Below are 15,837 nucleotides of genomic sequence, written 5' to 3'. Positions count from 1 at the left end.
AAATAATAGGCATATGATTAAGAATAGACATTTAATTTTTTCCGTTTTGGTAATACTTATAGGTATTACAAATATTCATTCTCAAGACAAAAACAAAAAGGGAATGGAAGAAATGTGGGGAGAAACTACAGTTTCTGGTGATGCTTTAAAAAGTGGGAAAGCAAAGTTGTTTGATGAAGGTAACTACGGTATGTTTATTCATTGGGGTTTATTTTCAAATCTTGGTGGTGTATGGGAAGACAAAACCTATTATGGCATTGGCGAATGGTTAATGAGCAAGCGTGTGGCCAATATCGCACCAGAAAAATATAAGGAAACGGCTAAAACCTTTAACCCTGTGGAATTTGATGCTAAACAAATAGCACAATTGGCTAAGGATGCAGGTATGAAATATATTATTATCACCAGTAAACATCATGAAGGGTTCGCTATGTTCGACTCTGAAGCTAGTGATTTTAACATAGTAGACGCTACTCCATTTGGTAGAGATCCAATGCATGAGTTATCTGCGGCTTGTAAAGAATTAGGCCTTGGGTTCGGATTCTATTATTCTCATAATCAAGATTGGACGGCACCAGGAGGAACTAGAGGTCCAGAAGTCGATGAAAACGGAAATAAAGTAGATTTCAAGGATTATTTTTATAATAAGTGTAAACCTCAAGTAAAAGAAATATGCACTAATTATGGAGACATAGACTTCGTTTGGTTTGATACGCCTGGTGATATGCCAAAACAGTATGTGGTAGAATTAGCAGATATGGTAAGAGAATTACAACCTAATGCGATGATGTGTAGTCGTGTAGGTTATGGTATGGGAGACTATGCTAGTATTGGAGATATGGAAGTGCCAACGCGTAATGTAGAAGGACTTTGGGAAACATGTGATACCAATAACGATTCTTGGTCATATGCCTGGTATGATAACAACTTTAAAAGCCCAAAGAAGATTTTAGGTCGTGTTATAGAAACAGTCGCTCGTGGAGGATCTTATTTATTTAATGTGGGTCCAGATAGTAATGGTGCGATTCCCAATATAGGCATCGAGTTTTTACAAGAATCTGGGCGTTGGATACAAAAATATCCACAAGTTGTGTATGATGCCGGAAGTTCGCCTTGGGGTTATGCTTTACCATGGGGAGATGTTACAACAAATGATAAGTCGCTTTATTTATCTGTAGGGCAGTGGCCTACAAATGGTAAATTATATTTGCCAGGTTTAAAATCTAAAGTGAAGAAAATCTCACTTTTAGATGGTAATAAAAGCAGTGCTTTAACCTATGAAATGGAAAACGATTGGTTGGTAATTGACGTGCCATTTAAAGCGCCAGAAGAATTAATTTCAGTAATAGAAGTAGAACTTAAGGATAAATCAGCAGTTGTAGAAACCCATTTAGGGATTTATCCAAATGTTCCAACAAGGTTGTTAACCGAGTTTGGTATAGTAGAAGGTGCAGAGCAAAAAAACGTACGCTGGATGGAAAAATTTGGCGAATGGAAACATGCTAATCAAGTCAGTAATTGGGAAGAAAATGGTATGGTTTGTTGGGACGTAAATGTTCAAGAACCTGGCTATTATTATCTAGATTTAGAGTATAAAGGTAAAGGACGTTTAGTTTGGAAAACCACAACAGATGAGGGTGTCAAGGTTCAAAATCAACAAGCGGCTACTGATAAATACGCGTACCGCAGAATGGGGATATTAGAGTTTAAAACAGCAGGAAATCATATCATAAAGACGTCTTTAGTTGAAGGCGATGTACAAACCTCAAGTTTAAAATCGATTAAGATTTTACCAATTAAGTAATAGAAATAGCATGAAGTTTTCGTTTCTACACAAAAGTCTACTTTTAATGGGTTTGTTTTTAATTCAAACAGCCTTTTCTCAAGACGATAAGCATTATCCAGAATTTAGTTGGGATAAGGTTCCTGTTGCATTTCACTTTGGAAAAAAAGGGGATCTTTTAACTAAAAAGGAAGCCAAATTTATTGCTTTGCATTCCAATTTTACAGTATTAGAAAAGGCTCATGGCTTTCCAAAATACAAATATTCTGAAGAAACTATTGCGGCAGATGCAAAAGTGTTAAAAGCGCTTAATCCAGACATGAAAGTCGTGTTTTATTGGAATGCATTTTTGGATTATAAGATGTATAAAGCGCATGAAGATTATCAAACAAAATCTGATTGGTGGCTTAAAACAAAAACTGGAGAGTTAGACTTAAAAAACGAAAGAATTAAACGATATGATTTGTCTAATCCTGAGGTTAGAAATTGGTGGTCTGATGTCGCTAAAGACAATTTGAATAATGAAAATATAGATGGTGTTTTCTTTGACGGTTTAGTCCAAGTGACCAATCCTGGAAATAAAAAATTGTGGGGAACTGAAAAATTTGACTCAATTCAACAAGGCTTAAAAGATCTAATTAAAGAAACGAGAGCTAAAATTGGTAATGATAAATTAATCGTTTATAATGGTATTCGTTCTACGCCTGTTAGAAATAGCGAAAATGATTTTCCAGATTATACCGATGCCATAATGATTGAGCATTTTGGATATTTTAATAGCAAATCCAAAGAAAGTATGCTTAAGGATATTCAAGAAATGGAAAAAGCAGGTAAAAGTGGAAAAATTGTGGTGTTTAAGACATGGCCAGAAAATGCGTGGTTAAGCAAAAAATTTATGGCTAAATCTGAAAAGGAAAAAGAAGAAATATCTAAAAAGCATCTAACTTTCGCATTAGCTTCTTTTTTAGCCGGTGCACAAAAACATTCTTATATTAGTTATAATTGGGGCTATCGCTTAAGTATGGGATCACTTCAATGGTACCCTGAGTTTGATAAACCTTTAGGTAAGCCTTTAGATGTGATGCAAGTGAACGGTTGGATTTTAACTAGAAATTATGAGCATGCTAGTATTTGGGTCGATTTAGAAAACAAGAAAGCCACCATTGACTGGAAAAAAGAAAGCTAAAACCATGAAGACGAGCGCCTACTTTTATATGATACTGTTGGTGTGCTTAACGGCTTGTCAAGAACATACAAAACCAACAACTCAAGTTAATAAACCCAACATCATCATATTTTATGCTGATGATATGGGTTTTGGTGATTTAGCGATTCAAAATCCGCAGTCTAAAATCCCAACACCTCATTTAGATCAATTAGCAAAAGAAGGGCTGTTAATGACAGAAGCGCATAGTTCTTCAGGAGTGTGTACACCAAGTCGATATGCCTTATTATCGGGTCGTTACCATTGGAGAGATTTCAATGATATTGTACATGCCATGGGCGAATCTGTTTTTAAGGAAAATCAAGTAACCTTACCTCGTATTCTTAACACTAACGGTTACCATACCGCAGCTATTGGTAAATGGCATTTGGGTTGGAATTGGGAAGCGATTAGAAATAAAGCAGTTACTCAAAAAGAAAAAGCGAAGCATGGCAAAAAAGACGTTGAAATTTGGCCAGCACATGCTTACGATTGGGGAAAATCTATTCCTAACGGACCGTTGTCAGTTGGTTTTGATTCTTATTTTGGTGATGGTACTATTAATTTCCCCCCTTACACGTGGATAGAAAATGATAAAGTAACAGAAGCACCAACAATAACATTACAGCATCCTAAAGAAGATTTTGCATTAGAAGGGAATTGGGAACTACGACCAGGACCTGCCGTTGAAGATTGGGATTTTTACAAGATTTTACCAACGGTGACGACCAAGGCTGTGACTTTTATTAAAAATCAAGAACAAGCCAAAGATCCTTTCTTTTTGTATATGGCGTTTCCTTCTCCACATGCACCAATAATTCCGAATGAAGCATTTAGAGGAAAAAGTAATGCAGGCCCTTATGGCGATTTTGTATATCAGACTGATGATGCGGTCGGGCAAATTTTAAAGGCTTTAAAAGCTATTAATGCCGATGACAATACCATCATTATTTTTACGTCAGATAATGGGTCAGAGCGCTATGCTTACGACCGTATTAAAAATTACGACCACGATAGTTCGCGTCCTTTTAGAGGTGTTAAAAGAGATGTTTATGAAGGTGGTCATCATGTGCCTTTTATTGTAAGATGGCCCAATCATATTAAACCAGGAACTAAGAGTACGCAATTATTTAGTCAGATAGACCTTTTAAATACTTTAGCGTCTATTACAAAAAGTGATTTGCCAAAAGGGTTTCAGCATGATAGTTTTAATTTTTCTGAAGTATGGCTAACCAATACCGATGAACCCGTAAGAGAAACAATTGTTCACAATACTCGGACCTCTAAATATGCGATTAGAAAAGGAGATTGGTTATACATTAATAATAAAGATGGTTATCATACCAGAATACCAAAATGGTTTAAAGAAGGACAACGTTTTAAAACCGCTAAGGATACGGTGCAACTATTCAATCTTAAAGATGATATAGTACAAAGCACCAATTTAGCATCTCAATTCCCTAAAAAGGTGAAGGAGTTAGCTGCAGCATTACGTGACGAACAAGAAAAAGAAACGTTTGAAAATTAATACCGAAATGAGAATGCGTTATTTAAAACAGATCACACTTTTATGGGTGGCCATCATCATGAGTTCTTGTATTGAAACGAAGACGAAAACTGAAGCTGATAATGCCACTGTAGCTGAAACAGAAGGTGCAAGACCAAACATCATTTTTATTTTTGCAGATGATTGGGGTTATGGTGATTTAGGTGTGTACGGAAATAAAGAAGTTGCAACGCCCAATTTAGATAAAATGGCAGCTGAAGGCACACGATACACCCAGTTTCATGTGACAAGTGGTGTGTGTTCCCCAAGTCGAGCTTCGGTTTTAACAGGCCATTTTCCGGCAAGACATCGTGTTCATGCACACTTTGCAGGAAACGAAGTTAATGCCAAACGTCATATGCCAAATTATTTAAACGATTCCCTTCCGGTTTATCTACCGCGAACTTTACAAAATGCAGGTTATAAAACAGCACATTTTGGGAAATGGCATTTAGGAGGTGGTGGTAAACCTCATGGCGATCCTTCAGCACCAGAACCAAAAGACTATGGTTATGATGAAACAAGAGTTTGGAACGGGAACGGACCCACTTGGAAAGGCGATCAAAAATGGCCAACCACACGATTTATGGATAAAGATACCCTTTGGGTGCAAAGTTCAAGCAGAATAGCTGTAGACGAAACCATAGATTTTATAAAGGAGAATAAAGGGAAGCAACCGATGTTTGTCAACCTTTGGTTAAAAGATCCGCATACACCATTATGGCCTTCCGATGCACAGCGCGAACCGTTTAAAGGCTTGTCGCCAAGTAAAGAAACCTATTATGCGGTTTTAAAGGATGCCGATTATCATATCGGGCGTTTATTAGACTCTATTTCAGAGCTTGGATTAGATGAGAATACACTAATTATCTTCTCAAGTGATAATGGTCCTGCAGGTTGGGGACCTTCTAAAGAAGCAGGTTCTACAGCAGGTTTAAAAGGACGGAAAGTCGATATCTTTCAAGGTGGTGTGGTAGTGCCTTTTATTGTAAAATGGAAAAATCATGTTGAAGAAAATAAAGTAGATTCTACCAGTGTGCTTTCAACTGTAGATTTATTACCAACCTTTGCCAGTTTAGCACAAACCGAATTACCAAACGATTATGCTATTGACGGAGAAGATATCAGTTCAATTATAGAAAACAATAGTTTTAAAAGAACAAAACCATTATTTTGGGAATGGCGTTTCCCTAGAGAAAATACCAATCATTGGGCACAAGGAGCGGTTAGAAAAGACGATTGGAAACTATTGTTTAACGACAAAATAAAAAGAGAAGAACTCTATCAAATTTCTAAAGATCCAAAGGAAAACAATAATGTCGCTATAGCGAATCAACAACGTGTTAATGAGTTCAAACAGCTTTGGTACGAATGGAAAAAAGAACTTCCAGAATAACTAAATAACGCTTAATAATAATTTAATAACACCATAGACTTTCAAAAACTAGTATTGAAATGAACAAAAAAATAATAGTATTAATGGCACTTATGGGATTTGCATTTTCATGTACATCTCAATCATCAAAAACAGTAACTAAGAAAACAACAAAGCAGCCTAATGTGATTGTTATTATTACAGACGATCAAGGTTATGGAGATCTTGGTGCTCATGGTAACACTTTGGTGAAAACACCAGCTTTAGATCAACTTCATGATGAATCGGTAAGGTTAACCGATTTTCATGTTGGGCCTACTTGTGCGCCTTCAAGATCTGGTTTAATGACCGGAAGATATGCTAATAGAGTTGGCGTTTGGCATACCATAGGTGGCGTGTCAATTCTAAGAGATGATGAGGTGACTATGGCCGAAGTGTTTCAAGAAAATGGTTACAAAACCGCGATGTTTGGAAAATGGCATTTAGGAGATACTTATCCTTCTAGACCTCAAGATAAAGGGTTTGAATACACCATCACTCATGGTGGAGGTGGAGTAGGCCAAACACCAGATTATTGGGATAATGATTATTTTGATGATACCTATTTTAAAAATGGTTTGCCTACAAAGTACGAAGGTTATTGTACCGACGTATGGTTTGATGAGGCTATAGATTATATTGAAACGCATAAGGATAAACCATTTTTTACGTATATCTCTACAAATGCGCCACACTTACCATATAATGTTCCTGAGGACTATTATAACCAATACAAAGATTTAGACATTCCGGAGTTTCAAAAAATATTCTACGGAATGATTACCAACGTGGATGATAATGTCGCGAAACTTCAGAAGAAATTAGAAGACTTAAACATCGCAGATAATACCATTGTTATATTTATGACTGATAACGGAACGGCTTCAGGATATAAGAAAGTTAAAGGGCAACTTTACGGTTATAATGCAGGAATGAAAGGCACAAAAAACAGTGAATATGAAGGTGGACACCGTGTGCCATTTTTTATTAAGTATCCTGGAAAAAATATTGAAGGTGGAAGAGATGTTAAGGCGCTTACGGCGCATTTAGATATCTTACCAACCTTAGCCACGTTGTGTGATTTAGAATTACCAGAACGCCAAAAGGAAATCGATGGTTCTGATATTTCATCACTTATTTTAGGTGAAGAAGAGAGCATTGGAAGAGATTATCTTATTACTGATTCGCAACGTGTACAGAGCCCTATTAAATGGCGAAAAAGTGCCGTGATGGCAGACAAAATGCGATTGGTTAACGGGAAGGAATTGTATGATGTGTCTAAAGATCCAGGACAAGAGCATGACTTGGCCGCACAGTTCCCAGAGAAAGTGGAGCAAATGCGTGGATATTATAACGAATGGTGGAGTTCTGTTTCAACAGAATTTAACCAGTTTCCTATTATAGTTTTAGGGTCAGATCAGCAGAATCCTATTGAATTAACCTGTCATGATACCCATGTACACGATTCTAAAATTCCATGGAATCAGAATTTTATTAGAGAAGCAAAAAAGAACCCTATGGGAGGCGAGTTTACTGTAGCCTTTGAGCAATCGGGAACCTATACTATTGAATTGAGTAGATGGCCTTTTGAAGCTAATTTAGCCATTAATGCCACTGTTGAAGGTAAGGCAGGTACTATTTCTACCGAGGCTATTGCAGATGGTAGAACTATGAATTTCAAATCTGGTGGTGTAAAAATTGGAGCATGGGAGCAAACCAAAGCGGTAGATAAAGATGCTAAAGTGATAAGCTTTACAGGTAACTTTACTGAGGGTGAAACGGATATGAGTGCTTGGTTTACCACTGAAGAAGGTGAAGATTGGGGTGCTTTTTATATGAGAGTTACTAGAGTTTCTAAAGGCTTTTCTGTGATAGACTAATCTTTCAGTAGATTTCGCTTTACGACATAAGCGCTATAAAAATCATGTTATATAATAAAAAAAAGGGAAAGCTAACGTTCCCTTTTTTTAGTGTTATATGTGAAATAGTCGTTTTAATCTTCAGACTTCAACATCTCTGGTGTTGCTACGGTTCTAAAGCCCATATGATCGGATCCGGAATCTACAGAAACACCCATTTTAGCTGATATTCTAAAGCTTGCGCAGTAAGAGGCATGACATAAAAAAGAGCCTCCTTTCATCACGTGTTCTACTTGATAAGGATTATCTGGGTTAAAATGTCTTTCAGCTCCTGTAGGATTTTCAATAGTCTTAGAGCTGTCTAATTCGTTATAATAATTTACATTAAAAAAATCACTGGTTATTTCCCATACATTTCCAGCCATATCGTAAAGTCCAATACTATTTGGTGGATACGATTTTATAGGTGAAATAAATTCAAAACCATCTATGGATTCGTTTCTTGTAGGGAAAACACCTTGCCATGTATTGGCATTCACATCGAGTTGAGCAGCATCATTTCCCCACGTAAATATGGTGTTTGTGTTTTTTCCTTGGGCAGCAGATTCCCATTCCGCTTCGGTTGGCAGACGTCGATTTGCCCATTCGCAATACGCTAAAGCATCTTCATAGGCTACATGGACTACTGGGTAATCATCTTTATCTTCAATAGTTGATTCTGGGCCATCAGGGTGTTTCCAATCCGCTCCTGTTTTCCATGTCCACCATTGGCCATAGTTCTGCATATTTACAACGGCGTTTACATCTTTATTGAAAATTAAACTACCTGGTTGTAAAATAGAATCGTGAGGTTTTGGTGTATTTGGAGGTAGTTCTTTTTTCATTTCTTCCCAATCGATTTCACGTTCTGCAATAGTAACGTAGTTGGTGGCTTCAACAAAAGCTTTAAATTGCTTATTGGTAACTTCAGTAATGTCCATAAAAAAACCATCAACAGTAACCCAATGCGCTGGTTTTTCTCTCGGCATGGCGTATTGATCAGCATCTTTGGCACCTTGTAAAAAGGTTTTTTGTTCTACCCATACCATGCCTTCGGGAGCATCAGGTATTGCAAGTGTTTCTACAGGATTAATTTTATCTGTTTTATTAAGGTCTTGCTTTACTTCACTTTTACAACTGAAAACCGCTGTAAGTAATAATAGTAAGGCAACATTTTGAGCAAATGAACTTTTCATGGATTTTAGATACATATTGATTTTGTTTAAATATAGTGCTTTGAGGTTTGTCTGCATGAACTAAATAATTTTCAGTAAAACTAAATAATAGAAAAAACCGTAATATGAACAAGATATTACGGTTTTTATTTTATGAACTAGTCTTAAAATTAGAAGTCTGTTCTATTTTAATTAATTATAATTTTTTGAGTTCGGTTTTGAGTGTCATTTATTAACTCTACTATATAAACCCCTGTTTTTAGGCTGCCAACGTTAATAGTGTTTGTAGTGTCTGACGCATTCAAAATATTTTGAAATACTAATCGACCTTGCATGTCATATAATACGGCTGAAGTTTCAGAATTTAATTGTCCTTTAATCACTAGGGTTTTAGATGATTGGTTAGAATATATTTGTAAACCATTTAACAAATTATCATCTACGGATAGTGCATTTGTTGAATAATGGATATAGAATCTACCAGTTCCGTTTAATTCATCAGATGGTGTAAATACATAATCACTATTATTCAATAACGTCCAGGTATTGGTAGCGTTATCTTCAAGATAAACGTTAATATTTGAAGGGATTGTTGTGGTTTCAGTATTTAAACCAATTGTTAATTGTGTGCCAGACTCACTATTAACGCCAAGAGGAACTATTATGTCATTAAAATCATCGTAAGGTAATACCTGAATAGCGAACTCTACACCTGCATGATTTTCGACAAGATTAGTGTATATACCGCTTGTTGAATTTGTAAAAGTACCGGCATCATATCCAGGGTCTAAGCCACGTGTTTGGTTTTCAGCAAAGTATATTTTTGTGTTATAATTATTTGCTCCATTAGATAAAAACAATTCGGATAATACAGGATTTAATGTTGACGATCTACCAGCAATAAAATCTTCAGAAGTTCCATGCGTTCGCATCGCAGGAGTGAAAGTCACAGTTCCACCTGAAACTGTTCTAACATAAAATCCTTGACTTGGTGTAATTTTATCAGAAGTTGTATTGATTGCATTCCAAATGGTATAATTGCTGCCGTCAGAATCATCTGCATCATAGCCGTAAATTGCTTTGTAAGCTCCACTACCACCATTTAATACACTTTCGTTTTCGGTCCAAAAGACACCAAAATCTAAATATGAAGGATATGGATTTCCTATTAAGTTCCAAGGGCCATACGTTGGATCTCCTCCATCTGTAAGTGTAACTGGCACGTTGGCTACTGGAGAATCTGGCACTGTTCCTTTGAAATAAATGGTGCTTCCATTGATAGTTCCGGCTCTATAACCTTCACCTGGTGTTATAATTTCTCCATCAGTTGTTACCCAGTTTTCGTAAACACCGTTTACATTATTAAAAGGACCAAATAATTTTTGGTTCTCATTAGGTGCTGTATTTGAAACCAATTCAGCTGAATTATTATTAGCTAATGTTGAAAAATTTTGATCAACAGGAGAAGAGATGAGGTCATTGCCATCTGAAACTCCATTTACATATCTATAATATCGAATATCACCGTTTACAGTTCCATTGAAAATTAAACTAGCAAAACTTGTAGATGTAGAATATGCAAAAAGGTTGTTTTTAGTAATGGCGTCTCCATTAATAGTTAAAGAATGTCCTGCTTCAACTTTTACTCTTTCTGTTGCTCCAACTTCTATAATTGCAAAATCATTAACAACCACGTCCGTATTTATTTGAATATTGCCTTGTATAATAACATTATCTGTAGCTGTTGGAACAACTCCACCTATCCAAGAAGAGCCGTTTTCCCAATCAATAGGGTTGGCTGTAGTCGAAGCAATTCTTGGTACTCTAATATAACCTGATGCATCCTGCGTTATGGTACCATCTGCTGGTTCTACGCCATCAATAAGCCAAGTATCTAATAGGGATTGAGATACTTCAGTATCCGAAATTCCAATTCTAAGAACACCTGAAAAATAATTTCTTAAATCTACTCTACCATGAATTCCAGTTGAAGGCGAAGTATCATAAGACGAAAATTGCACCAATGTAACGTCAGCACCAAAGTCTAATGCTAGTTCTTCACGATCAATTTTAAGCTGTTCCATGCTTTCTTGATTGGCGTTAAACGTTACGGTACCAACCAAACCAATTCCATTTTTATGTCTACTAATACTACCATTAATTGTATTTGCCACGTTTACGGTAAATGACCCTGAATTTCTAACTTGAATTTGTTTCCCACTTTTAACAATTTCGGAGTTAGTATTTGAAATAATAGGATTGTTAATGGTCGTATGATTACCTGAAAAGCCTGTAAAATCAGAAGAAGCTGCATAAATCATTCCTCCATTAGAACCTGCATCTTCAACAAGAAAACTACCCGTTCCACTCACATTTCCATTAATTTCTACAGGATTAGCTGATTGGTTATTTATATCTACTCTGTTACTTCCTAGATCTAAAGTGTAACCAGCTGAGAAGATTAGTTTTGAATTAACTGTATTTCTGATAAGAAATTGCTTGTTATTGGCATTTATAATGACATCACAGTCAAGGGTCGTTCCATTACTAGGCCATGACCTAATGATATAATCACTAGATGAACCATTTAGCTGCAAAGTACCACTAGAAAATGTGCGGGCAGTGTTAGTGGTAATATTAACCGACCCTACTTCTACGACAGTCATACCATTTAAAGCAACATCAGTTTGAATAGTTGCTTCTCCTGATGCATCTGCTATTGTGCTAGCAGTCCAGTTTGTGTCTAACGTCCATAATCCATTTCCTGATCCACCGTCATTAGTATAAGTTCCATTGGTTTGAGCACTTAATTGAAGGCTACTTATACCAGTAATTATTAATACAATTAATTTAAAGAGTGAGGGTTTATTCATAATATTTTAACTATTAAGTTTCTTTGCTCAAAAATAAGTGTCTGCAGTGATTTCAACTTGCTTCATTCAATCATAAACGTGCTCAATTCTTGTAAAAACACTTGTACGTAGCGTAATACAACTAAAGAATGTAACATTGAAATTTTTAAATAGCGGTACGTTTTTTCAGTTAATAGGAGGTTCAAATTCTCTAAAAAGTGACTAGTTTTATTTCAGTATATAGAGGGTGTTATCTTTTTTTAACAAAAATATGAGTAACCTGTACTTTAAATATAAAATATTCGTTATGTTTGGTAAGATATAACGCTCTAATTAACATGATTTCAGTTAAACAAGCATTAGATATAATTGATAGTTTTCCAAGTGCATTTTCTTTTGAAAAAGTACAGCTTCAAGATGCATTAAATTCAGTTTTGTCTGAAGATGTGTTTTCGCCTATAAACATGCCACCCTTTAGACAATCTGCAATGGATGGTTATGCTATTCAATTTTCAAAAGAAGAAACATATACTGTGGTGGACGAATCTAAAGCAGGAGATTCTACTAATTATGTCCTCAAACCAACGGAAGCTGTTCGGATTTTCACAGGCGCATTAGTGCCAGACAACGCAGATACGGTTATTATGCAAGAGCATGTTGAGCGTTTAGAGGCATCTATTCATATTAAAAAAATGCCATCAAAATTTGCTAATATTCGTAAAACGGGCGAGCAAATTAAAATAGGAGATTTAGCTTTAAAAAAAAGAACTAAACTAAATGAAGCAGCTATAGGTTTTTTAGCCTGTTTGGGTATAACAACGGTTTCGGTTTGTAAAACACCAAGCGTAGCAATTTTAGTTACTGGTAACGAATTACAACAACCAGGAACAGATTTAGAAATCGGAAAAATATACGAAAGCAATTCCGTAATGCTAAAAGCAGCCTTGCAAAAAGCAGGAATTAAAGAGATTGAAATTATCGCTGTAAAAGACGATTACCAAGCAACTAAAACGAGTATAAAAAATGCTTTAGATGCCAACGATATTTTATTAGTTTCTGGTGGAATTTCAGTTGGCGATTACGATTTTGTAAAAGAAGCTTTATTAGAAAATGATGTAGAAGAGTTGTTTTACAAAATCAACCAAAAACCAGGCAAACCATTGTGGTTTGGCAAAAAACGAGACACTTATGTGTTTGCATTACCAGGAAATCCTGCTTCTGCGTTGACTTGTTTCTATATTTATGCGCTTCCATTACTAAGAAAAATGTGTGGTTATAAAAATAATCACTTACAGAAAGTAATAGCAAAAAGTAAATCAGCGATAAAAAATCCATCTCAAAAAACACTGTTTTTAAAAGCTAATTTAGAAGACGAATTTGTTGAGGTGCTTCAAGGTCAGAGTTCAGCGATGTTATACACCTACGCAATGAGCAATGTATTGATTTGTGTTTCATCAGAAACTGCTGAGGTTAAAATAGGAGATGAGGTTACATGTATAAAACTTGACGTATAATGGAGATTAAATCTAGACTTTGGATTGAGAAAGAAGGCAAACCATTTATTGGTTTCGGACGTATAAATTTATTAAAGCAAGTTGATGAAACAGCCTCAATAAGTGCGGCAGCAAAAGCGTTAAAAATGTCTTATAAAAAAGCGTGGAATTTACTCAATGAGATTGAAACTCTAGCAGAACAACCGGTTTTAGTGAAAAATATTGGAGGTAAAAATGGAGGAGGAACTCAAGTTACTGACTATGGAAAATCGTTAATCCTTCAATTTGAAACTTTAAACCAAAACTGTATTAATTTTTTAGAAGAGGAATACAAGAAATTAGAATTATGACGATAATGCCAACAGAAATATGGGTCATTTTTTCTATTGCTTTAATTGGCATTGCATTTCTGTACGCAAGTGTTGGCCATGGAGGCGCAAGTGGCTACATTGCTTTAATGGCAGCATTTTCATTTCCTGTAGACTATATAAAACCGACAGCTTTAATCTTAAATATATTCATTTCCGGAATCTCATTTTGGTATTTTAAAAAGCACAATCATTTTAAATGGAAACTGTTTTACCCTTTTGCAGTGGCATCTATTCCTGCTGCATTTTTAGGAGGCTATATCACTATCGATGCGCAAGTGTATAAAATAATCTTAGCTGTTTTTTTATTGGTTGCAATTTTCAGAATCGTGTTTTCTTCTAAAGAAAGTAGAACCACTAAAGTTGAATTTAAAACCCCTTTCGCCTTAGGAATTGGTTTTTTTATTGGCTTATTCTCAGGAATGATTGGTATAGGAGGTGGCATTATTTTAAGTCCAATTATCATCCTTTTAGGTTGGGGAAACATGAAAGAAGCTGCAGCAATTTCCGCACTCTTTATTTTTGTGAATTCCGTTGCAGGTATTTCTGGTTATGCGTTTAATCATTCCATTTCAGTAGAATCCTTCAAATTAATTCCTATCGCACTTGTTGGAGGCTTTTTAGGTGCCGTTTATGGTAGTCATAAAATCCCGAATACGGTTTTAAGAAACATACTTGCCATTGTATTATTAATAGCTTGTTTTAAACTGACATTGATATAAATGAGCACTAAAAACAACATATCAGTTTATATTTTATGTGGCGGATTAAGCTCGCGAATGCAAGAAGAAAAAGGACTTGTTTTGTATGAAGACAAACCGTTTGTAACACATATTATTGAAGCTGTTCTTCCAATAAGTGAAACTATAGTTTTAGTCACAAAAAATGAAAATTATAAGCAATTTGGATTTCCGTTAATTGCAGATATTTATGAAAACAAAGGGCCTGTTGGAGGCATTTATTCAGCATTAAATCATTCAGATAACGAATTCAATCTGATTTTAAGTTGTGATATCCCGAATATAAAAACCGCTGTTTTAAATACTTATTTGTTGAATAATTTTCAAGACCATTCAATTACCTATTTAAAAGATGATGAAAGCGATTATCCATTAATCGGAATGTATTCAAAACAAGTAACGTCTCTTTTTAAAACTGCAATTTCAGAAAATAAACTAAAACTTTTAGACCTTATAAAAACGACGGATTATAATACCATTCAGATAAAACCTGAAGATAAAATAGCCGTAAAAAACATAAATACAAAAGAAGAATTAACAGCTTTAAGCCAATTAAAATAATGACAGAACACACAAATAAAAGACCTAAGGTTGTATTGGTTGGCGCTGGACCAGGAGACCCAGAATTGCTAACGCTAAAGGCAGTTAAAGCACTCAAAAAAGCAAAAGCTGTTTTGTACGACGCCTTGGTAAACGAATCTATTTTAGAACATGCGCCAAATGCAGTTAAATTGTTTGTTGGTAAACGAAAAGGTGCACATGCTTATTCGCAAGATGAAATCAATGATTTGTTAGTAGAATACGCTGAAAAATATGAATATATCGTTCGGTTAAAAGGAGGCGACCCTTTTGTCTTTGGAAGAGGAAAAGAAGAAACAGATTATTTAGAAACCTTTGGCATTAGAACCGCAATTATTCCAGGAATCACGTCTGCAATAGCTGTTCCTGCTGCGATTGGTATTCCTGTAACACAACGAACCGTTACTGAAAGTTTTTGGGTTATTACTGGCACAACATCCAACAGAAAATTATCTGAAGACGTAAAATTCGCGGCTAAATCTTCAGCAACGGTTGTAATTTTAATGGGAATGGGAAAACTAGCTGAGATTGTTTCAATTTACAAGCAAAACAATCGTGAGAATTTGCCTATTGCAGTTATTCAAGATGGTACAAAAAAGGATGAAAATTCCGGTGTTGGCACTATAAATACTATTGAAGCTATTGTAGAAGAAAAACAGCTAACGAGTCCTGCAATTATCATTATTGGCGATGTGGTTAATGGTCATAAAAGTGCATTGACTTATTTTAAAGAATCGTTTATAGAGGACGATTTTATATATCAAAATTTAAACTTAAATCCATAG

Annotated in this window: 12 protein-coding genes; 10 read left to right on the top strand and 2 right to left on the bottom strand. The window is 35.5% G+C overall.

Translation table 11 applies throughout. From position 1 onward, the window contains the following. Window positions 1–13 precede the first annotated feature (13 nt). The 5 genes from ACJBCC_RS04035 to ACJBCC_RS04015 are packed head-to-tail and all read left to right on the top strand — an operon-like array spanning window position 14 to window position 7,827. The gene (locus ACJBCC_RS04035) at window positions 14–1,804 is read left to right on the top strand and encodes an alpha-L-fucosidase (protein WP_407556448.1); all 1,791 of its coding nucleotides are present in this window, start codon (window positions 14–16) and stop codon (window positions 1,802–1,804) included. Between the two features lie 10 nt (window positions 1,805–1,814). Beyond that, window positions 1,815–2,969 (top strand): putative glycoside hydrolase, encoded by a 1,155-nt coding sequence (locus tag ACJBCC_RS04030; RefSeq protein WP_407556447.1) that lies wholly within the window; start codon window positions 1,815–1,817, stop codon window positions 2,967–2,969. A gap of 4 nt (window positions 2,970–2,973) precedes the next feature. Continuing rightward, a complete protein-coding gene (locus tag ACJBCC_RS04025; protein ID WP_407556446.1) occupies window positions 2,974–4,515 on the top strand; it encodes an arylsulfatase in 1,542 nt (513 codons plus the stop codon). Beyond that, entirely contained in the window at window positions 4,505–5,929 is a 1,425-nt protein-coding gene (locus tag ACJBCC_RS04020) for a sulfatase (RefSeq protein WP_407556445.1), read from the top strand. The genes ACJBCC_RS04025 and ACJBCC_RS04020 overlap by 11 nt, the downstream gene beginning before the upstream one ends. Window positions 5,930–5,988: 59 nt before the next feature. Then, window positions 5,989–7,827: an arylsulfatase gene (locus tag ACJBCC_RS04015; RefSeq protein WP_407556444.1), complete on the top strand. Its 1,839-nt coding sequence runs from the start codon at window positions 5,989–5,991 to the stop codon at window positions 7,825–7,827. A 113-nt stretch (window positions 7,828–7,940) separates the two neighbouring features. Here the strand turns inward: ACJBCC_RS04015 and ACJBCC_RS04010 are convergent, their stop codons facing one another. Both ACJBCC_RS04010 and ACJBCC_RS04005 read right to left on the bottom strand, forming a co-directional pair. Then, window positions 7,941–9,041 (bottom strand): formylglycine-generating enzyme family protein, encoded by a 1,101-nt coding sequence (locus ACJBCC_RS04010; RefSeq protein WP_299098264.1) that lies wholly within the window; start codon window positions 9,039–9,041, stop codon window positions 7,941–7,943. Between the two features lie 167 nt (window positions 9,042–9,208). Continuing rightward, entirely contained in the window at window positions 9,209–11,893 is a 2,685-nt protein-coding gene (locus tag ACJBCC_RS04005) for a T9SS type A sorting domain-containing protein (RefSeq protein WP_299098265.1), read from the bottom strand. A 317-nt stretch (window positions 11,894–12,210) separates the two neighbouring features. Between ACJBCC_RS04005 and glp the strand changes: the two genes are divergently transcribed. The 5 genes from glp to cobA are packed head-to-tail and all read left to right on the top strand — an operon-like array spanning window position 12,211 to window position 15,837. Next, on the top strand, window positions 12,211–13,386 hold the full coding sequence (gene glp, locus ACJBCC_RS04000) for a gephyrin-like molybdotransferase Glp (RefSeq protein WP_299098266.1): 1,176 nt from the start codon (window positions 12,211–12,213) through the stop codon (window positions 13,384–13,386). Continuing rightward, complete coding sequence (locus ACJBCC_RS03995) at window positions 13,386–13,715, top strand: winged helix-turn-helix domain-containing protein (RefSeq protein WP_299098267.1); 330 nt, start codon at window positions 13,386–13,388, stop codon at window positions 13,713–13,715. Before glp ends, ACJBCC_RS03995 begins: the two co-directional genes overlap by 1 nt. A 5-nt stretch (window positions 13,716–13,720) precedes the next feature. After that, window positions 13,721–14,455 carry a sulfite exporter TauE/SafE family protein gene (locus ACJBCC_RS03990; RefSeq protein ID WP_367179552.1) on the top strand — a complete coding sequence of 245 codons (735 nt, stop codon included), beginning with the start codon at window positions 13,721–13,723 and terminating at the stop codon, window positions 14,453–14,455. Further along, window positions 14,456–15,034, top strand: coding sequence for a molybdenum cofactor guanylyltransferase (locus ACJBCC_RS03985; protein ID WP_299098269.1), 579 nt, complete (start codon window positions 14,456–14,458; stop codon window positions 15,032–15,034). It begins immediately after the preceding gene. Continuing rightward, window positions 15,034–15,837: a uroporphyrinogen-III C-methyltransferase gene (gene cobA / locus ACJBCC_RS03980; protein ID WP_299098270.1), complete on the top strand. Its 804-nt coding sequence runs from the start codon at window positions 15,034–15,036 to the stop codon at window positions 15,835–15,837. Before ACJBCC_RS03985 ends, cobA begins: the two co-directional genes overlap by 1 nt.

The organism is Winogradskyella sp. 4-2091, assembly GCF_045765065.1.
In the GTDB taxonomy this organism is placed as follows: domain Bacteria; phylum Bacteroidota; class Bacteroidia; order Flavobacteriales; family Flavobacteriaceae; genus Winogradskyella.
The sequence above is the reverse complement of the archived record's forward strand: the minus strand, read 5'-3'. Positions and strand labels throughout refer to the sequence as shown.